The sequence below is a fragment of the Kosakonia pseudosacchari genome, from assembly GCF_900184035.1.
GTDB lineage: Bacteria > Pseudomonadota > Gammaproteobacteria > Enterobacterales > Enterobacteriaceae > Kosakonia > Kosakonia pseudosacchari.
This window is the reverse complement of the sequence record NZ_FXWP01000027.1, coordinates 195,274-215,607: the sequence shown is the minus strand read 5'-3', so window position 1 is coordinate 215,607 and position 20,334 is coordinate 195,274. Positions and strand designations below refer to the sequence as shown.

The 20,334-nt window shown below is 52.3% G+C and carries 21 protein-coding genes; all 21 read right to left on the bottom strand.

Annotation, left to right across the window (positions count from 1 at the left end; genetic code table 11):
* Positions 1–32 precede the first annotated feature (32 nt).
* Positions 33–395, bottom strand: coding sequence for a hypothetical protein (locus BN2591_RS23630; protein ID WP_086874150.1), 363 nt, complete (start codon positions 393–395; stop codon positions 33–35).
* Complete coding sequence (locus BN2591_RS23625) at positions 395–793, bottom strand: hypothetical protein (protein WP_086874149.1); 399 nt, start codon at positions 791–793, stop codon at positions 395–397. Before BN2591_RS23625 ends, BN2591_RS23630 begins: the two co-directional genes overlap by 1 nt.
* A 22-nt stretch (positions 794–815) precedes the next feature.
* A complete protein-coding gene (locus BN2591_RS23620) occupies positions 816–1,190 on the bottom strand; it encodes a hypothetical protein (protein ID WP_244173059.1) in 375 nt (124 codons plus the stop codon).
* Between the two features lie 203 nt (positions 1,191–1,393).
* On the bottom strand, positions 1,394–1,741 hold the full coding sequence (locus tag BN2591_RS23615; protein ID WP_086874147.1) for a DUF3592 domain-containing protein: 348 nt from the start codon (positions 1,739–1,741) through the stop codon (positions 1,394–1,396).
* A 217-nt stretch (positions 1,742–1,958) separates the two neighbouring features.
* Entirely contained in the window at positions 1,959–2,318 is a 360-nt protein-coding gene (locus BN2591_RS23610) for a hypothetical protein (protein WP_086874146.1), read from the bottom strand.
* Between the two features lie 304 nt (positions 2,319–2,622).
* Positions 2,623–2,997 carry a hypothetical protein gene (locus BN2591_RS23605; protein ID WP_086874145.1) on the bottom strand — a complete coding sequence of 125 codons (375 nt, stop codon included), beginning with the start codon at positions 2,995–2,997 and terminating at the stop codon, positions 2,623–2,625.
* Positions 2,998–3,106: 109 nt separating this feature from the next.
* A complete protein-coding gene (locus tag BN2591_RS23600; protein ID WP_086874144.1) occupies positions 3,107–3,478 on the bottom strand; it encodes a hypothetical protein in 372 nt (123 codons plus the stop codon).
* Positions 3,479–3,776: 298 nt separating this feature from the next.
* The gene (locus tag BN2591_RS23595; RefSeq protein ID WP_086874143.1) at positions 3,777–4,124 is read right to left on the bottom strand and encodes a DUF3592 domain-containing protein; all 348 of its coding nucleotides are present in this window, start codon (positions 4,122–4,124) and stop codon (positions 3,777–3,779) included.
* 166 nt (positions 4,125–4,290) lie between these two features.
* Positions 4,291–4,638 (bottom strand): DUF3592 domain-containing protein, encoded by a 348-nt coding sequence (locus tag BN2591_RS23590; protein WP_086874142.1) that lies wholly within the window; start codon positions 4,636–4,638, stop codon positions 4,291–4,293.
* Between the two features lie 124 nt (positions 4,639–4,762).
* A complete protein-coding gene (locus BN2591_RS23585) occupies positions 4,763–5,134 on the bottom strand; it encodes a hypothetical protein (RefSeq protein ID WP_086874141.1) in 372 nt (123 codons plus the stop codon).
* Between the two features lie 10 nt (positions 5,135–5,144).
* Entirely contained in the window at positions 5,145–7,538 is a 2,394-nt protein-coding gene (locus tag BN2591_RS23580) for a type VI secretion system Vgr family protein (RefSeq protein ID WP_244173058.1), read from the bottom strand.
* Between the two features lie 60 nt (positions 7,539–7,598).
* A complete protein-coding gene (locus tag BN2591_RS23575; RefSeq protein WP_016495669.1) occupies positions 7,599–7,976 on the bottom strand; it encodes a DcrB-related protein in 378 nt (125 codons plus the stop codon).
* Positions 7,977–8,118: 142 nt separating this feature from the next.
* Positions 8,119–9,585 (bottom strand): serine/threonine protein kinase, encoded by a 1,467-nt coding sequence (locus BN2591_RS23570; RefSeq protein WP_086874140.1) that lies wholly within the window; start codon positions 9,583–9,585, stop codon positions 8,119–8,121.
* A 26-nt stretch (positions 9,586–9,611) separates the two neighbouring features.
* Positions 9,612–12,230 (bottom strand): type VI secretion system ATPase TssH, encoded by a 2,619-nt coding sequence (tssH, locus tag BN2591_RS23565; RefSeq protein ID WP_086874251.1) that lies wholly within the window; start codon positions 12,228–12,230, stop codon positions 9,612–9,614.
* A 113-nt stretch (positions 12,231–12,343) separates the two neighbouring features.
* Positions 12,344–13,387 (bottom strand): type VI secretion system baseplate subunit TssG, encoded by a 1,044-nt coding sequence (tssG, locus tag BN2591_RS23560; RefSeq protein WP_086874139.1) that lies wholly within the window; start codon positions 13,385–13,387, stop codon positions 12,344–12,346.
* A complete protein-coding gene (gene tssF / locus BN2591_RS23555) occupies positions 13,384–15,255 on the bottom strand; it encodes a type VI secretion system baseplate subunit TssF (RefSeq protein WP_017457026.1) in 1,872 nt (623 codons plus the stop codon). Before tssF ends, tssG begins: the two co-directional genes overlap by 4 nt.
* 2 nt (positions 15,256–15,257) lie before the next feature.
* Positions 15,258–15,827: a type VI secretion system baseplate subunit TssE gene (gene tssE / locus BN2591_RS23550; protein ID WP_086874138.1), complete on the bottom strand. Its 570-nt coding sequence runs from the start codon at positions 15,825–15,827 to the stop codon at positions 15,258–15,260.
* Entirely contained in the window at positions 15,820–16,632 is an 813-nt protein-coding gene (locus tag BN2591_RS23545) for a type VI secretion system accessory protein TagJ (protein WP_086874137.1), read from the bottom strand. The genes tssE and BN2591_RS23545 overlap by 8 nt, the downstream gene beginning before the upstream one ends.
* Positions 16,633–16,641: 9 nt before the next feature.
* Entirely contained in the window at positions 16,642–17,631 is a 990-nt protein-coding gene (locus tag BN2591_RS23540; protein WP_086874136.1) for a hypothetical protein, read from the bottom strand.
* Positions 17,632–17,651: 20 nt separating this feature from the next.
* Positions 17,652–18,446 carry a PP2C family protein-serine/threonine phosphatase gene (locus BN2591_RS23535; RefSeq protein WP_017457022.1) on the bottom strand — a complete coding sequence of 265 codons (795 nt, stop codon included), beginning with the start codon at positions 18,444–18,446 and terminating at the stop codon, positions 17,652–17,654.
* The gene (tagH, locus tag BN2591_RS23530; RefSeq protein ID WP_086874135.1) at positions 18,443–20,248 is read right to left on the bottom strand and encodes a type VI secretion system-associated FHA domain protein TagH; all 1,806 of its coding nucleotides are present in this window, start codon (positions 20,246–20,248) and stop codon (positions 18,443–18,445) included. The genes BN2591_RS23535 and tagH overlap by 4 nt, the downstream gene beginning before the upstream one ends.
* Positions 20,249–20,334: the final 86 nt, after the last annotated feature.

Sequence of the window (20,334 nt, the reverse complement as noted above, 5' to 3'; positions counted from 1 at the left end):
AAGACCGCCTTACGATGAAATAATTAATGAATTTAGAATACGCGCGGGAGATTAACTTTATTGAGTGACGGATCGCTGCGCAAATACATGACCGGAACGGTTTCGCCCACTTTATAGTTAAGCATCTCCATCGTTTTCACCACGGTAACCACATTTTGTTGGTTGAAAACCCTGCCGGTATGATCGTTAAATTCATAATCCAGTGTGACATTGACGATACCATTTGGCGCGGGCGTTCCCGGCACGGCCTGAGTTATTCGCGCATTGACATGCACAGGATCGCTGGCGATGCGCTTTTTTATTCGGTTGTTTTTTATATCGCGAATCGCGATTTTAATAAAAACAACAACTACCAGCGCGGGCAAGAGATAAGCCAGATACTTAAAATAATCCATTACGTTTCCTGAGATGATTCATCAAAAATAATATCGGCGACAGCGATTTTCTTTGTCAGCAACCCTTGATATTTTATGCGCAGCTTAAGACCCGGTTTTAATCTTGCGATATCGTTTGCATTAATAAAAGCCGCTGCTTTTTTCTTTTGCGTTTTCCGGTCAATCACAATGATGAAGTGAAATAGAAAATATTCACCTTTTCGCGTTGATTTTAACGGTTCCCATGTTTCCAGCACCCCCTCTTTTTCAGGGCCATACCAGTGACGTAACGTTGCACGATCCTGGATTAATTTCGCATCGCCGGTAGGCTCACGCAGACCTTTAATGAGAAGGTAAATAAAAATAGCCAATATAGACCATGAAAAGAGCGTGAGGTTTTTTGCAATGAGGTCCGTCATGAATGGCAATACCTTATCTTCGCTAAAACTCAATTTTAATGACCGCTAAGCGGCCTTCGCTTCCTTTCTTCACTTTGATTCGCAGTCCAGGTTGGATCAATGGCATCTGAGAAATATTTACCAGTGTTTTAGCAGTGTAGAGTTGATTACCGCCCGGCAGGTGAAAGCGAATATCATAAAAGAAGTCATTGCCAAATCTATCGCCTGTGATTTTGCAAGAAACAATTTTGCTTTCGACAATATCTCCTGGCCAAAGATGGCAAGTCAGAAAGATACCAATATCTGCTTTTTTCTTATCGTCCATTCTGGCCAGAAAATAAAAAAACAGAGTAGCTATGACGGACACCGCAATACCGCCATACATAAAATATTTTGAATAGTATTCAATGCCCATCATCACATGCCTGAATGAAGTCTATTTACGGTACTGAAATAAGATATTTTTGTCATCGAGATACTTTATTTGTATCTCTTTACCGGGGTCTAACTGATAGGAATAAAAGGTATCGATCGTTTGTGATCCTTTGACGATGCGCTCGACACCGTCGAAATCCACCGCCCTTTGCAACTGACCGTTTCGAGTCACCATTTACAAAATGGCTATTCCATATCTTGAGGAACCAAATAGATTTGTTGAGAATCCTCTGGCAAATAAAATAACTGCACCGTATTTTTCCTCATTACTTTGATCAAATCCTCAGGTGTAAAATATCTTTTAGCCTGTGCTCTGACGACACCATTTCTTGTTTCAAACTCCACTACAACTTTATATTTAATATTGCCCGTGCCGGATACACCGATTTTTTTCTTATCAAGAATTCTTGCCTCTACTTTAATACCCTTAGCTCTAAACCTGTCATCATCATAACCGGCCTTCATAATCCCATAAATAAGCCAGGCTATAATTAATACAGTGAGTGCAATAGACCACATAGTTGAATCTGACATCGATTAACCTTACATAAGAGCTGCTAACCCGTTAATTTCTTATTTATATTACTTACACCACCGCAGGTAATATTCAGCGTACATCCATTCTTGATGGTTTTCGTTTGGTTGTGGTTGAAGATGGCACTTTCTGCTTCAATTAACATAACCGTGCGCTTAGCACGATAGCAGAAGTGAGACGTTGTCGGTGACAACGCCCAGACAAAACCATTTGTAATTACTTTATGCGACTTTCGGATTCAAGTATAAGCCATACTTTTTTAAGATTTTCTTTCTTGTAATAAATATCCACTTTACGCTCTCGCTCAAGAGGCATCATATCTAATACAGTAACAACCTGTGTTTTTTCCAGAGTGATCTCTTGACCGTCTTGCGTAGTAAAAGAAAGCGTAAAAACACATTTTGGCGAACCCGTACCTGAAGTGGATATTTGCTTGATATTGTTTATCTTAGCAACTGTCCTTGTACCGTTCTTTTTAAAATCATCATGAATCATCCCTGTATGGAATACCAAATAAAGAAGGAAGCATGGCGCTGCAATGCTTAATATCAGGCCAACATTATCGCCAGTGAACATTATGCCCTCTTAAGATTGATATTTGTCGATATGATGGCTTTTAATGAATATCTTCAGCTGAATATAATATCAAAAAAATTATACACATACGATATTAATTCAAAAGCATCTTTATTCATTGTTTTAAAAGCGTTATAGATTTTATTTATAATCAAAAGGCCAGTATAATTCCTAGGATAGATACGATAACACCAATTATTAAAGGAGTTTCTGTGAAAGCACTCATATTCACTGTCATGTAAATAAACAAATCGGATTAACACCCAAATTTTGGATTCGTGAATGGTATGGTGACAATAGAGATTCACCTGACTAACACGCCATCTTTCCCTTCGTTCAGAAAATGTTTTTCAGGATTAGTCCGCAAATAGACAACCGGAACGGTATTACCGATCTGGTATTCGAAAAGGTTTATTGTTTTAATTATTGTCAGTACGTTCTTGCGAGAATAGTTCGCTCCAATTAGATCTTTAAATTCATAATCAATCGTTAAGTTAACCAATCCGGCAGATGATGGAGTTCCTGGCATAACGGCAGAGATAGTCGCATGGGTATAGACCGGATCTCTAAGAATTACTCTTTTAATTACGCCCCGAACTATGTCCCTGCAAATCAAATAAATAATAAGACCTACTGCCAGCCCAACCAAAATGATATGCAGGATCTTCAAATAATCCATGGGGAGATTTCCTTGATTAACATATAGTGATCTAATTTCACTAAAATTAACTAAACATCCAAACATGAATTAATAACCCATGAAACACATATCCATTTAAAGATTTTTGTTAATAATTTTGATAATCTTCGTAATAAAACTGCTCAGGCATATCACGATTTACTTTGATTTTTATAATTTTTCCAGACTCAATTTTTTCCTTGTCGGTTACTAAGAAGGAAAGCCCTCTTTTAGAAGTAACATTCTTTCCGTTGTAATTATATTTTACTGTGGCTACCACCACAAAATAATTGTTTATCCTTTGAATCTTGTCATAAACCACATCTGATATTTCAGCTTCAAGACTAACGCCGTGTTCTTTAATATATGCATCCTGAGCATCACGCTGCCTGTTCTTATAAACAACATAACCAACGAATAGCAGTATGCACAATGGTATAAACCAGGCAAGCTTGGGCATAATATACGATAAATAACTCATTGTGCCTCGGTTATAAAAAATATTGATGCCGTCATTAATTGATAAATGGTTGTTATCATTTATTCACTACTACTAAGTTTGCGCATCGCCATCATCAACGATACCAGAATGAATAGTTTTGCATATATCGTTAGCTGATACACGACTTCAACTAACGAAGGATAAAATACAGTGTAAGGCATCGCTATTTAAACTTTTCTTATGAAATCGCGCTATTGCCATTAATAATTTAAATGTCTTTTTTGAAATGAGATGCAATAATTAAACCAGCAACTCACCACTCAAAAATCCAATTAGCTTATTCCATTTCACTTGGCATAAGAAGTATTTGTTGAGGATCCTGAGGGAGATAGTAAAGCACAACAGTGTTGTCCCTCATGATTTTTATTAAATCCTCTGGCGTAAAGTATCTTTTAGTTGTAACGGTTATAGTTTCATTTTTAGTTGTAAACTCGACAACCATACGAAATCGGGTATTTCCCGTGCCAGATGCGCCAATTTTCTCCTTACTTAAAATTTTCGCTTCTGTTCTGATCCCTTCTTTCTTAAATTTATCGTGAACAACACCTGTATGATAACAGTATAAAAAGACACCCATGCAAACAATAAAAATAATTGAGATGGTAACAACTGGAGAGTCAAACACGATAGCCGCCGTGGTTTAAATAATTAAAACAATATAAGTTAATTTTTCACTTTAAAAAAGAATGAACTCAATTTAAAAGCGATAGCTTTATAGCCTACGACCTTAAAAAAAGCCGACCAGGATTACCTTTGTAACTAACCGATTCGAGTCACTATTTACAAAATGGCTATTCCATATCTTGAGGAACCAAATAGATTTGTTGAGGATCCTCTGGCAAATAAAATAACTGCACCGTATTTTTTCTCATTACTTTGATCAAGTCCTCAGGTGTAAAATATCTTTTAGTTTGTGCTCTGACGACACCATTTCTTGTTTCAAACTCCACTACAACTTTATATTTAATATTACCCGTGCCAGATACACCGATATTTTTCTTATCAAGAATTCGCGCCTCTACTTTACTACCCTTAGCTCTAAACCTGTCATCATCATAACCGGCCTTCATAATCCCATAAATAAGCCAGGCTATAACTAACACAACGAGTGCAATAGACCACATAGTTGAATCTGACATCGATTAACCTTACATGAGCATTGTCAGCCCATTAATTAGGAATTATTTTTAAAATGAATATATTTTTATTTCTTTGGCTGCTCGTAAATTAACCTGCAATGGATATCATTGCAGGTTTTCTAATTTACAAATCCAACAATGCATTTCTTACGTTTAGCATGTTTTTATTAGGATCTGTCTTTAAATATATGACAGGCACAGTATTCCCAACCTTATAATTATATAAATCCATTGTTTTAACGGCAGTCATGACATTTTTTGCTTCAATAACCACGCCGTTATTATCTTTAAATTTATAATCCAAAGTTACGTTTACGACACCATAAGATGAGGGTGTTCCTGGCACAGCTGCTGTTATGAGAGCATTAACATGAACCGGATCCTTTGCAATTTGTTTTTCAATCCTCCCATTTTTATAGTTACGAACAAATATTGATAATACAATAAGTGCTAATATAATAGGAATGATGATATTGAGGTACTTAAGATATTGCATTTTGACTCTCTCAATGAAACATTGTTAGGATAGCTGCTCTCAAAGCCATCTTATAATTGGTTGTATCGACAGTTCCGGCTTTAAAGCGAAAACCACTATTATAGACCATAGCCACAGCATTATTTTCAAGTTTTGTGGTCGTTATCCCGAAGTTGAAACCTGTAAAACCCATTGCTAAACCTGTTGCAGAAATGGAATTTGCAACCAAGCTTGTCACATTCCATTTTTTATCAACTGCCCATGGAGTATCAACATTTACTTCGGTATCACTTTTAATACTGATTTTACTTGGAGAATAAATCATTATTTCACCAAGTACTGTATCAGTACTGTTACCAATAATGTTTCTGGCAACATTACCCTCTACATCCGTAATCTGGTTTTGTTTCACTGTTAATTTATCTACCCCATTGATTTCTGTCACGACTCCTTTCTTATAATAGACTTTTGTTGCTGCTCCGATAGCTGAGCTTGATGCAGAAGCCAGGTAATCAGTGGGAGCAACTTTTACGCCAGGCGCGGATATTACTGCTCCTTGCGTCTGTTTAATATCAAAAGGAATAGATGGTACTGCGCTTTCTTTCCCTTGTGCATCAACCACTTGCCCAAAGATAATATTTGGTGCTTCATACATTATTTTCGCGGCAGCAGTAGTACTTACACTCGCATCGGTTTTAAACACCAAATTGCTCGTATAGCTGTTATCTGAGAACCCCGTAACAGACTTTTTCTCGTTATCAACGATTGTCTCTTCGCGTCCTTTAGCGGTAATCGAGATGGTCTGGCCCTTATTAAAGGTCTGCGTATCGTGATCATCAACGGTTACCGAACGGGTATTCTTGTGCGTGTATATCGTTTGCTGGTGCACAACTTCATTATGAACACCTTCAACCGATACATTCATATCGCGTTCCGAATGCAGATCGACGGATTCACTGCCTAACCGATCCTCAAAAAACAGGTAGCTGGCGTTGTCTTTGCTACCGTCTTTACTGCGGGTCATAAAGCCCATGCGCGTTGAATCATCCGGCAGCGTCCACGGCGGCATGCTGGATTCGTTATAGACGCGCCCGGTGACGATCGGCCGGTCCGGGTCGCCGTTGATAAAGTCGATCACCACTTCGTCGCCCACGCGCGGGATTTGCACCCCACCGAAGCCCTGCCCCGCCCAGGCACTCGACACACGCACCCAGCAGGAGCTGGTGTCATCGCCTTTCGCCAGCCGGTCCCAGTGGAATTTCACCTTCACCCGGCCATATTTATCCGTCCAGATACTCTCGCCCTGCGGCCCGACCACTTTCGCCGTCTGCGGACCGTAGGTCTTCGGCCACGCCGTCACCGCCGCCGGGCGGAACACCACCGTCGACGGAATCACGGTGAAATCGATGCGGTGCACCGTTTCGCCATCGGAACCGCTGGCATAGCGGTTTTCCTCGAAAAAGTAGTTCGCTTCGGTGGTCAGGTACTCACCGTTATCGCTGAAAAACGGCGCGTTATACAGCGCAAAGGTGTTTCCCGGTGCCACGCCAATCGCCGTGGCGGTGCCCTGAATCTGCTGGTGCTCCACCTGCCAGCGCTCCTGGCGGATACGCGCGTAATACTCCCCGTGACCGTGCTCGACAAAGCGCCCCGGCCAGTCATAAACATCAATGCTGCCCGGCTGCGGTGACGCCGGGTTCTGCCGCGCCTGGAACAGCCACGCGTTTGGTTTGCGGAAGTCATAATCATCGAGGCTGTAAATGCCCGGCGTCACGCTGTCCTCCAGCGCCCACTGGCTGATGCCCTCTTCGTCGGTCGCGCCGCCGGACGGCGTCTGGTGATAGGGAATGGTTTCGTAGCCGCTGAAAGGCTGATGTTCCGTCGCCGCGTCGGTCAGCAGCAGCACATGGCGGTCGGCTTCGTGGCGGAAATGGTAGGCGATGCCTTCAAGCTCCATCAGGCGGCTGATGAAATCGAGGCTCGATTCCTGGTACTGCACGCAGTAATCCCAGGTGCGGTAGCTGCCGGTCAGCTTATCTTCCACGTTCACCTGATATTCGCCGAGCAGCGTTTTCACAATCTGCGGCGCAGTCTGGCCCTGGAAGATACGCAGGTTGCGGTCGCGTTTCATCGGCCACAAATCCGGCTCCACGGTGAGCTGGTACACCGCGTAACGCGTCCCCGAAAGTTCCACGGCGCTCACCGCCACGCGGGTGATTTTGCCATTGATATAACGCGTGCCCGTTCCCTGGGTGGGAATATTGACGGTTGCGGATTGACCCAGCAGCTTGCTGCGGTCGACCCGCGCATCGGTACTCAGCACCGTCAGCGCCAGCGTAAATGACTCCGACAGCGCCTCGCGCCCGGAGAGTTTCCAGAAAAGCAGGCCGTCGACCGGCAGCCTGACCGTGATTCTGTTCTGCATAACAAGAGATCCCTACTCAATGTCCGTCAGCGGCAATCAGCGCATAGTAAAACCTGTACGCTATTTTGCGCGATGAAATTTAATACTCTGGATAATTTGTTGATATTGCTTTTGGTGTTCTTCGCTGAATTCGCCGGGGCAGGTGCCTACGTAGCTCACCATTTTTTTACCGGCGGGATCGTCGAGCAAAATTAACGTCTGCCGCTGGAAGATAACGTGGTTGTCATTTTTGAACTGGTAGAAGAGCTCCACGGCGGGATAACCGTCCACTTCCAGCATTTCCGACGATTCAAGATGAAAATCAATGAGCGTCATCTCCAGTTCACGCGTTTTTCGGGCTGCGAGGGCGTGAACTTTATCGTCAGCTTTTGCATTACTTCGCGATACGACAAACGTAAATTCACCGCCACCCTGATTGCTGTGTGTTAATAAATTCATAGTTCTGTCTTTTTAATATAACGAGCGAGACGAGCGTTGTTATTGCTACAAGAAGACATTGCACCATCATGCAATGTGAAAAATGACGCGCGCGGGAATGGCTTCCCGCACGCTACCGGGCGTCAGCCCGGAGGAATCACTACTATTGCGCTTGCGGGTTAATAAGCCAGGTGCCTGGCTGCCCAATAGTAATGGTCTGGCTGCGGGTCTGACCATTGCCCTGCAACACCAGGTTGTAACGCCCCGGTTGCAGCTTCAGCGAAGCAAAACCGTTAGTGGCCGGAGAAACAGACTGCGCTTCGCCGTTGAGCGTCAGTTTTTCGCCCTCGTTCATACGCACAAAAATCTGCGCAATCGGCTCCTGTACTGCAGGTGCCGTAGTCTGGCTTTGTGCCTGCGTAGTTTGCGAAGGCGTCGCCGCAGCTGCGGTGGTTGTCTCCTGCACGCTCTGGCGCGGCGGCTCAGCGACCTGCTGCGTGGTTTGCTGCTGATTGGTGTTGCTGGCATTTTGCGTCGCCGCCGTGTCCGGCGAGGAACTCCCGCCAAACAGCACCGCCCCCGCAATCACCCCAACGATAACGCCCGCCGCCACCAGCCCCGGCACTTTGTAACGTTTCACGCTACTCAGCGCATCGGTTTTTTCCGCTGTTTCTTCCACCGGCACCAGCATGGTACCCGGCTGTTTTACGCTCATGACGTCGTCGATCCCGGCGACCGGCATTTCAATCAGCGCGGCGAATTCATCCACCGTTTGCGGACGGTCTTCCATTTTCAGCGACAGCGCGCGGTCCACCGCCTGCAACAGCGTGTGTGAATACCCCGGCAAACCGCGCTGCGTCAGCGGGACATAAGTGTCCTGAATACTGCGCACCACGCTTACCGGCGGCGGTGAGCCAATAATCAGCGTGTGCAGTACCGCGCCAAGGGCGTAAATATCGGTCCACGGCCCCTGCTCGCTTTCGTTGTCGTCGGTGTATTGTTCAATCGGCGCATAACCCGGACGCAGCATGGTTTCGGTTTCATCGGATACCGAGCCAATACTGCGGCGCGCAGAGCCGAAATCGAGCAACACCGGCAGACCGTTATCCTGAATCTGGATGTTATCCAGCGAGATATCGCGGTGCAGATAGCCTTCGTCATGAATGGTTTTGATAGCACCCAGCAGCATCGGCAGCATGCGGCGGATCCACGCTTCATTAATCAGCGTCGGGTTCTTTTCACGCAGGCGGGAAAGCGTGGTACCGCTGTAAAACACCGTTCCCATGTAGGCGGTGTCGTTCTGTACCCAGAAGCGCAGCACATGCAGCAGGTTCGGGTGGTTGAAGCGCGCCAGCAGACGCGCCTCCTGAATAAAACTGTTCAGCCCGGCGGTAAACGCTTTACTGAAGCGCTCGCTGCGCAGCACCAGCGTCATGTCATCATTACGTACCGCCAGCGACGACGGCATAAACTCTTTAATCGCGATGGTTCGCTCAAGCTGGTGATCCTTGGCGCGATAGACGATGCCAAAACCACCGCCGCCGATCACTTCTAAAATTTCGAACTCGTTGAAGCGATATCCCGGTGGCAGCGCATTCGGTACACTCCGGTTGTTATCGTGATCCGTCATATTGGAAAACTCTCTTGATAATGGCTTTACGCCGCAAACTGACAGTGAAACTCACCCTGCTCAAACGTGACCCGTAAGCGCTTATATTGCTCGTCGCGCGCGCTGGCGTCGAGTAATAGCTGGCTCATCAGCGGCAGCAGTGTATTGGTAAGGATGGCGTCCACCATACGGCCGCCTGATTCGACTTCCGTACAGCGGGCAACAATTTGCGCCACCACGCTGTCGTCCACTTCCGACACAATGCCGTGGTTGTCCGCCAGACGGCGCTGAATGCGTTTAAGCTGCAGGCGCACAATCATCGCCAGCATCTCGTCGCTGAGCGGGTAGTACGGCACCACCAGCAAACGGCCCAGCAGCGCGGGCGGGAAAACCTGCAACAGCGGCGGGCGCAGCGCGTCACGCAGGGCATCCGGTTCCGGCATCAGTTCCGGATCGGCGCACATGCCGGTAATCAGCTCTGTCCCGACGTTGGAGGTGAGAATAATAATGGTGTTACGGAAATCAATATGGCGGCCTTCGCCATCTTCCATCCAGCCTTTATCAAACACCTGGAAGAAGATTTCATGCACGTCCGGGTGGGCTTTTTCGATCTCATCGAGCAGCACCACACTGTAAGGACGGCGGCGCACCGCTTCGGTTAACACCCCGCCTTCACCGTAACCAACGTAGCCCGGAGGCGCACCTTTCAGCGTGGAAACCGTGTGCGCTTCCTGGAATTCACTCATGTTGATGGTGATAACGTTCTGCTCACCGCCGTACAGCGACTCCGCCAGCGCCAGCGCGGTTTCGGTTTTACCGACACCAGACGGGCCGCACAGCATAAAGACACCTACCGGTTTGTTCGGATCGTCCAGCCGCGCGCGCGAGGTCTGCACGCGTTTGGCAATCAGCTCCAGGCCGTGGCGCTGTCCAATCACGCGCTCGTTCAGGGTATCGGCCAGTTTTAACACCGCGTCGATTTCGTTTTTCACCATCCGGCCCAGCGGGATGCCGGTCCAGTCGGAAACCACTGCCGCCACCACGTTGGCATCGACCGAGGTAAACAGCAGCGGCGCATCACCCTGAAGCGTTCGCAGTTCTGCCTGCTGCTGCGTCAGCGTGGCGCGTAAATCGGCCAGCGCCTCTTCCGGCGAGGTGTGCAGTTGCGCGCGCAGCGCAATGATCGCGTCAACCAGCGCCTGCTCCTGCTCCCAGCGCGCCGTCAGTTCGTCGCGTTGTTGCGCCAGTTTTTCCAGCTCGACCTGCAATTTTTCCACCCGATCGCTTTCCCCGGTCGCCATTTTCGCTTCACGGTTGGCAATCTCAATCTCCACATCCAGCGCAGCAATGCGGTGCAGGCAATCTTCTAACTGCGGCGGCGGTGAACTTTGGCTTACCGCGACGCGCGCACAGGCGGTATCGAGCAGCGCAACGGCTTTATCCGGTAACTGGCGCGCCGGAATGTAGCGGTGCGAGAGTTTCACCGCCGCGACAACCGCCTCATCCAGCAGCAGCACGCGATGGTGTTTTTCCAGTGCGGACACGGTGCTGCGCAGCATCAGCACCGCTTTTTCTTCATCGGGTTCCGCGACTTGTACGGTCTGGAAACGGCGGGTCAGCGCCGGATCTTTCTCAATGTATTTTTTGTATTCCGCCCAGGTGGTCGCGCCGATGGTGCGAAGCTGACCACGCGCCAGCGCCGGTTTCAGCAGGTTAGCGGCATCGCCCGTGCCCTGCTGACCGCCTGCGCCAATCAGCGTGTGGATTTCGTCGATAAACAGAATGATCGGCGTCGGGCTCGATTGCACTTCGTTAATCAGCGACTGTAAACGCGCTTCAAACTCGCCTTTCATACCCGCGCCCGCCTGCAACATACCGATATCCAGCAGCCACAGTTGCACATTTTCCAGCGGCTCCGGTACATCGCCTGCGGCAATGCGCAGCGCCAGCCCTTCAACCACCGCGGTTTTACCGACGCCAGCTTCCCCGGTCAGCAGCGGGTTGTTCTGGCGACGGCGCATCAGAATATCCACCATCTGGCGGATCTCTTCATCACGCCCCACTACCGGATCGATTTTGCCGTCGCGCGCCCGGGCGGTCAGATCCTGACCATACTGCGCCAGTGTGCCCTGCTGCTGCGGTACGCCCGCGCCTGCGGCATCGTTCAGCGCCACGGTCACTTGCTGGCTCTCTTTGCTGTTGGCGAAAATGGCGTCGAAGTTATCCAGCAACGTATCGGCGCTGATACGCTCAAACTGCGGCGAAATGCCTTTCAGCACGTTCGCCAGGCTCCAGGTTTTCAGGATCCCGGCCAGCAGATGGCCGCCGCGAATGCGCGTCACGCCATATTTTAACGAGCCATACACCCACGCGCGTTCAACGGCGGTATCAATGTGTTCTGACAAGTCGGAAACCGAACTTGCGCCGCGCGGCAGTTTGTCCAGCGCCGCGACGATATCGCGCGTCAGCGCCTCTTCATCCAGCGAAAAGTGGCGAATAACCTGCTGCAGATCGCCGTCCGTCTGTTGCATCAGTTGATGCAGCCAGTGAACCAGCTCCACATACGGGTTGCCACGCAGCTTGCAAAAGGCGGTGGCGCTTTCCAGCGAGGTAAATAACAGCGTATCGAGTTTGCCGAACAGAACGGCGCGGCTGATTTCTGACATGAGTTCATCCATTATTCATAATTAGTGTGCAGTCATCCTGACAAGCCAGCTCGTCGCGCGATACGACATGCAGGATGTGTGCGTACGTCAGACCAGGAAACTAACAACGGAGGTTACCCCTCCGGGCTGAAAACCAAATCTCCTCGCGCTTGTGGCGTCGGCTGAGCGCCAAGCCAGGCGCTGTAACCCAGACGCCCGACGCCGCCAAGCGTGGCACCGGCGACATCTTCACTGCGCAAAATCACTTTCACCGCCCACTGGTACTCAATGCCCAGATACTGGCGCACCCAGTCGCGTAACGCGGCAACATCTTTTTCACCCGGCATAAAGCGCCGGTAGGTATCGACGGGAAGCGGGCCAATTTCGATGCGAAACTTATGGCACACATCGCGCACGGCTTCGCCAAGAAACGCCGACTGCCCGAGGCGCGGCGCGTGTCGCCCGCCCTGTAAGCGCGCGCGTTCACGTTCGCTAAGCGGCATCCACTGCGGCACGTTTTCGACAATGGTGACCGGCACGTTGAAATAGCTGCGCAGGATCTTCTCCAGCCCTTCCGGGTCGCGTCCGTTGCGGGTCAGATGTCCGGCCAGAGCAAAGCGCGCATGCGGGCTTAAGCTGCCTTTTTCCAGTTGTCCGGGCTGGCCCATGCCGATCAGCGAGGCGATGTACTGCTCAAACCGTTTATTGTCCTGGCGATCCAGTGAAACGGTCGGCTGCGCATCAGCCCAGGCGCGATAAAACAGCAGCGCCAGGCGGTGATGAAAGAGATCGGCGAAGGCACTCAGGCTGTCATCCTGGTGGTGCGCGATACGCTCGCTGGCATATTCAGTCAGGTGAACCGGCAGCGGGCCGTTGGGGCCAAACAGGCCAAAACTCAGAATCGATACGTCATACAGCGACGAGTTTTCGCGCTGGCGCACGCTTGACAACGTCGACGGCGCAAAGCCAAGCGAGGGGGTTTGACCAATGCGCAACGGTTCGAATCGCGGTAGCGGCGCGCGCCCCAGCGGGTAACGCTCGCCGCCTCGCGCATCGACGCGGCGCAGCAGCGTAAACAGATCGTAACGCCACGGCGTCGCCATCACGTTTTGCCAGAACGCCTCCGGCAACGCACTGGCGCGCGTAATGACCGGCGCGCTGCTCAGCGTTTCGGTCATATCAGCGCCCTCTTGCCCATGCGCGGCGGCCAGTAACCCACTTCCCCGCGCTGCTGGCTCTTAAGCGTGAACTCGGTAAAGCTGTTCATGCCCACCAGACGGGCAAAAACACGCTCCAGTACGCTGCCAAACAGATAGGGGCTGAAGCCGGAGAAGGCCTGCTCATCGACCGTCAGCGTGATGCCAATACCGCGCGCGAAAACAATCGGCCCCGGTTCCGGCACCCGACGATGTACCGGTTCGAGCACGCAGTGGCGCACGCCTTCAATCTGACGCGCTACCGGCGCTTCCGCCAGCCGGGTATAGAGCCCCAGCAACTGGCGCAGCGCCGCGGCGCCCGCGCCGTCTTCGCCATCCATCAGGCTTAAATAGTTCATCTGCAACTGGCTGATCAGCCGCCAGGTGCTCAGCCCTTCTGCCAGCGCCGGACGCGGCGGCGTCGGGCCTTTTCGCAGTTGTAAGGTTTTGACCGGCAGCGAATCCGGTAACACAAACTGGCCGATATCCTGCTGCAACATCAGCGGCAGATCGCGGCTGGTGCACAGCACTTCGGCGGTGATGTAGCGTAATTCTTCACGCCACGGCGCATGCTGTTCATCCACCAGCGAGGCGAACACTTCAGATCCGATGTAGCCGGTACGCGTGCCGTAACGCTGCGCATGTTCTGATAACGCGCGCTGCTCGCGGCGCAGCGAAAAGTAGGCGCCGTAGTTGCCCTCGTCCTGGCTCCAGCTACTCCAGAACGGGCGAAATGTTTGCTCATCACGCTGGCCATCAATGCTGGCGTGAATTTTGGTCACGGCGTAAATCTCGTAATCCAGCGGGCGAATATTATCGACCACCAGATGGTACTCATGCAGGCTGTCGCTCAGCTTCTGGCGTTCCGCCACTTTCGGGAACAGATTAATCACCGGCGTGCAGTGCAGCGCGAGGTGGCTTTTATCCACCACCCGCTCAAGCTGCGCATCGGCTTTGTCGAGCAGGATGATGATATCGAAGGACTTCGCTTCGCCGCTTTGCGCCAGCATCGTGCGCAAGCCATGCAGGCTGATAAACAGGAAGCGCGACGGAAAAGCAAAGTACTCCTGCAACAGACGGTAGCCGTCAAAGTTGCGCAGATCGTCCGGCAGCAGCGCCTGGTCTGCGCTGAACCCTTCCTGGCGCAGCGCATCGTCGGCCAGCACCAGCGGCGGGGTTTTCTGCCCGTTCGCCTGACACAGCATCCCGACCTGGTGACCCATGATCAGTTCGAGAAGTTTCAGCGCCTGCATATCCGGGCCGCTTAAAAAGAACTCCAGACGGTCGAAATCAAGGTGGCTGAGGTTAACCGGGCCGTCGCAACTCAGGCGAATGCGCAGTGCGCTTTGCGCCCCGCGCTGGCTTAAACCAACCTGCGCCAGCGGCAGATCGGCGGGTACGCCGCCCAGCTCCACCTGGCTGATTTTCAGCGGCAGCAGCGTGACATCATGCGCGGTGGTGTAGCTACATGTGACACCGTTCTTTTTCATCACCTGGCTGTCCATCATGGTGCCGCGCGGCACCACAAAACCGTTGCTTAAATCGCCTTTCGCGCTGTCCGGTTGCAGTTCGGCAATCGCCATGGACGGCGTGGGCGCGAGGTAATTCGGCGCGACCATTTCCAGCAAACGCTGGGAGAAGCGCGGGAACTCGGCGTCCATTTTTAACTGCACGCGCGAGGTCAGAAAGGCAAAACCTTCCATCAGGCGTTCGACATACGGGTCGGAGACGTCCATGCCGCGCATGCCCAGACGCCCGGCAACTTTCGGGTAGCGCCCGGCGAATTCCTGGCCCATTTCGCGCAGCCAGGCCAGTTCGCGGTTGTAATATTCGAGTAATTTGCTGTCCATCGTTACCCCGCGTCTTTCAGCTCGAAATGGCCGTTTTCCAGATCCACATCGGTACGAAACAGGAACTCCAACGGATAAGGCACGCACCACAGGCGACCTTTGATCTCAATCGACAGGACGTTATGCAGATCCAGCGACTGGGTATCGGAGATGCAGCGCACCTGCAATCCTTGCGGAAGAATGCGCGGTTCAAAATGCAAAATCGCATCGGTCAGTTTGCGCTGGATATCCTGCCATTCGATATCCGACATGCGCTTACCCGCCAGCGGCGACACGCCAAAGTTCACCACCGAACGTCGCACCTGGTCAAAACCTGAGAGATCCTGCTGCGCTTCGTTATTAATGGTGTTGAAAAGCCACTGCAAATCGCGCAGCACATGGCGGCGCAGCGCGGAGTGCGAAACCAGATTACTGTTCACCGGCTCCTGCACTTTATCCGGCGCGTCATCCGTCAGGCGATCGAGCAGCGACGGCTGCATTTTATCGCGCGCGCCAACGGTCTCTTTCCCGCGCCGTGAGCGCCAGCCGCTACGCAGCAGGTCGCTCTCTTCATCATGCGCAGAGTTACTCATCTGCGGCTTCCACGTTGAAACTGAGGGTTGCCAGATCGAGCAGCGAATATTCAGCGCTGTCGTTAAGCCACACTTTTTGTCCCTGCCCGATATAGTGCGGCGCATCGCCAGGCAACTGTTGCCATTCGGTGACGCGACACAGCTTGAAGCGGTCATCGGCATTGACATCCAGCGGGTAGCGCGCCGGGATCTGGCACACCTGTTCGCTGCCATCCTGTAAGCGCACCAGCGTGTGACGCCACACTAAATCGGTGACGCTGGCCGGGGGCTGGAACTGCATCGCGGAAATGGCGCTGAACGGCAGCCAAAAATAACGGCCATTGACGATAGCTTCGCAGACCGGGCCAAAGCGGCAGTCGCCATCCATCAGCCAGTCAAAACTCAGGGTTTGACCGTCCTGCGTCGTTAACTGGCCAGGATTGGCGTCGGCCATTTCCAGGGCGGTTTCACGATCCGCGCCAGCATTCACCGCTTCCGGATCCAGCGCGCTGACCATTGACGCCAGCCACGGCCATTGTTGATCCGGCGTAACCGGACGTGCACGCCCGGCCATCACTTCCGCACGCTGACGTTCGCCTTCAATGGCTTGTTCCAGCAGCGTAACGGTTGGCTGCGCCTGCGGTTTTAACGCCTGCCAGCTTTTTAACTGCGCCAGCGCGCGCGACCAGTTACCATCAAGGCACAGCAATTGGGCAAAAGCGGCACGCAGATCGGCGTCGCCCGGCTGCGTGCGGATACGGCTTTCGAGCTGCGCCAGGCTTTCCTGCAACGATTCGCCCGCCAGCTGTTGAAACAACGTGTTCATCGCCGCTCCTTAATTAACCGTTTTGTAGGTGCCAACCGCCGGGTTGCGCAGCTGCGGGTGCAGCGAGTCAATCAGCAAAATGTTCAGATGCGTACCCGGTTCAAACCACGGCGTCCACGCTTTGCGCACTTCATCAATACGCGCCTGTAAACGCGCCTGGTCATTTGCCACATCGCGGGAGATCTCCACCGCCACGGTGCCGTTGGCCTGCCAGCCATTCAGGCTGTCGACATACGGCAGGATCATCCAGCTCTGCGCCAGCGTACCTTCGCTGACCACCATACGTTCGTTGTTGACGGTGGTGATCAACAGGCGATCCGCATCCACACTGGCATTCAGACCGCTGACCGGGAAACCATGCACAAAGGTCATGGTGATTTTCTTTTCCACGCCGTTGCTGAGTTGCGTCACCACGCTGCGCCCGTTCAGCCAGCCGCCCTTCTCACACTTGCCATCTTCTTTAGCAGGGATAAACAGCGCAGGCGTACTGGCGCCGCCCTGCCAGAAGGTGCGCAAATGGCAACCATCCTGCAGGGTGAACTCCTGCCATGGCGCGCGGTTAGCGGCGGGGGAAAGATCTTCGGCGCGTCCGGCTGGCGCAATCAGCCCGGAAGTCTGGGTAGTGGCGGGCGCGTTAGTCGCACCGGTTGACGTGACTACCGGGTCCCACTCTTTGGCTTTATCGGCGGTGCCTTCTGCCAGCGTCGTGCCTTGTGGGTCGGTCAGTTTCCAGCGCACCTGGGTCAGCGTGCCGCACTGGTTTTCCAGCAGCGCGCCCAGACGCGGTAAAAAGCTATTCAGTACCGAGGGTTTTTTATCGCCGCTGGCGACAATGCGCAGCGGCAGCGTCTTCGCACACCAGCTTTTTGGCGTGTTATCGGCGATGTTGTCGATCCAGACATCCAGTTTTTGCGAAGGCGATTGCACGATGCGGTAGTTTTCTGCCTGCACGCTGCCACACACTGCCAGCAGGGCCAAACCCGGTAGCCAAAGTTTCATAAAAGTCCTTGTAAGCTGTATCAATCACGAAGAGGGAAAAACTGCGCGGCTTCAGAGAGCGTATGCAAAAGCGTCGTCTCCTGAGGCGTGCCCATCCACACCGCTACGGCGCTATAGTTGTCCTGCTGGGTCTGCGCCCCGACACCGTTTTTCAGCAGGATTTGATTCATCAACGTCAGCCACTCATCGGGCGTATTGACCATGTGCAGCGACTGTTGCATCTGCTCCTCGGTGACGCCGTGCCAGAAACCATCCGTACACAGCAAAAACGCGTCGCCATCTTCAATCGGCACTACATCACTGTAGCTCGGTTCACGCTCATCCTCGCCCAACCCGAGCGCGAAATAGAGCAAGTTACCGTTGATGCCTTCGGTCTGGTGCCCGGCGTCTTTCATCTGCTGGACGAGGCTGTGATCGGTGGTGACGTGGTAAAGCCAGCCGCGACGAAACAGATATAACCGGCTGTCACCCGCGTGCGCCCAGTAGGCGAGCTGGTAATCGCGATCGATAAACAGGCTCACCATGGTGGTGCCCATACGGTGATAATCCTGCACCGCTTTTTGCTCTTCGCGGATGGCGCGGTTCGCGCCGTTCACGTATTGACGAATGTACTGGGCATTGAGGTGCTCATCACCGTCGAACCGGGTGATAATGGCATTTCGCGCCAGTTGCGCCGCCACGTCACCGCCGGGTAAACCGGCGATGCCGTCGCAGACCACAAAGCAGGCGGCGCGCTCGCCGATGGTTTCCCCGGTCTGATCCTGATTACTGGCACGTTCGCCCTGTCGCGAAATAGAGGCCGTGCTGATATTCATTCTTCCGATCCGCTTTGTGAGTCTTTGTACTGGTTGACTTCCATGTCGTAAGCGTGGAGGAACGCTTCGCCAAACAGGGTGTGGAAGTCATCGTCAATCTCACCGGCCGTCTGGGCGTAGGTACGTACGTAGTAATCCCATAACGCGGCTTTACGGTTAGAGAGCACGCCAAGCCGCGCGGTCGCGCCGTCGCGTTTGGCGTCATCTTCCAGTTGCTCCGGATTAAATTGCTGCAACATGGCGGCGATAATCGCGCGGATACCGGAGATCATCCCCAGTTGGTGCGCCTGCAAATCAATCAGCGCATCACGCACCGATTTTTTCGGCGGCATAAAACCAGGCATACGCGTACCGAACATCTGCATCAGCACGGTTTTACCGGACGGCAACAGTTTGAACGGGTTGTTCGCATCGTCCAGCACCATCGTCATGTCCGCTTTTACACCGCGTTTGAGAATAGAACGCGACGACAACAGCGCGACCGTACCCTGTGAGAACATGCTCAGCATCTGACCGAACTGGCGCATGTTTTCTTTATCAAACTGCGGCACCGGCTGCATATCGCTAAGCCCCATGCCTTCCAGCAGCGCGTCGAGCAGTTCGCCTTTCAGTACATCACCGCTGTCGCCGGTGCTGGCAGACGGCGCGCTTTTGGCGCCATTACTTTGTACCGGGTCGATACGCAGACGCCCTTTCGGCGTTTGCGCCGCGCTGCGCTGTACCGCCTGCGGTGTTGGCAGCGTGATACCGGCGTAATCCTGCGGCTCCTGCACCTCTTCCGGCGCGGCGAGCGGCGCGTCGTCGGCAAACAGCGGCGTCGAGCTTAAATCTTCCGGGCGCAGGTCGGTAATAATCGGCTGAGTGGTTGGCTGCGGCTCCGGCGTGTTCAGATCGGTAATGATCGGTTTCGGTTCAGCCGGTTTCTGCGCTGCCAGTTCATCGGCATGCGCCAGCGGCACCGCGCCGCTCAGCAGACCAAGCGGATCGTCACTGCGGGTTTGCTTCGTGCTACCGCTCCCGCCAAACAGCGCCAGCGGATCGAGTTCGTCGCTATCCGGCGAGTGCGATTTTTGTGCCGGTTCAACCGGCGGCACCAGCGCAGAAGGTGTGGAGTCGTTGAAAATGCTGTCGTTTTTAAACAACTGCTCGTCGTTAAACAACTGATCCGAGGCCAGCGATTTCGGCGTTACCAGCGGTTCATTGTTATTGAGCAGCGACAGCGGATCTTCCGGGTTACGTTCCGGCCCTTTCGGCGCGGCGAACGGGTTAAGATTTTGCGCGTCCTGCGGTTTCGCACGGCTGCTGGAGATGCTGTCGGAGATGGAAAACTCCTGCATCAGGCTGTCCCAGATTTCCGTCGGCACAGACGCCGGTGCGCCTTCTGGCGCGCTTTTCTGCGCCGGTGCGGGTGCCGGTTTTGCCACCTGCGGCTGCGCTGGCTTCGGATACATCTCTTCCGCCATGCGGGTGACAGGACGGGTATCCTGAATCAGATCGGTGACTTCAATACGGTATTCATCGATGCCAAGAATATCGCCATCCTGCAGCTCAACCTGACGACCACGCTCCAGGGGGATGTCATTCAGTACAACGCGGGTCACGTTGCCACGGTTGGTGACGCGGCATTCGCCATTGCCGGCAATATGAACAATCGCCTGCAAACGTGAAATGGAACGGTCATTGTCCGGCAGCACCAGATTGTTGTCCGTGCCGCGGCCAATGGTGCCGCCCGGGGGATAAAAGTCGCAGCTACTTTGTGGCGGCTGATGACCGGGTTTACTGGTAATAATAGTGAATCGCATCGCGTATTCCTGCTGGAGTTATGTGCACTCAAACGGTGCCGCTTTAGCTAAAACGGCTGCGTTTGAAGACAAGCGAAAAGAAGGTC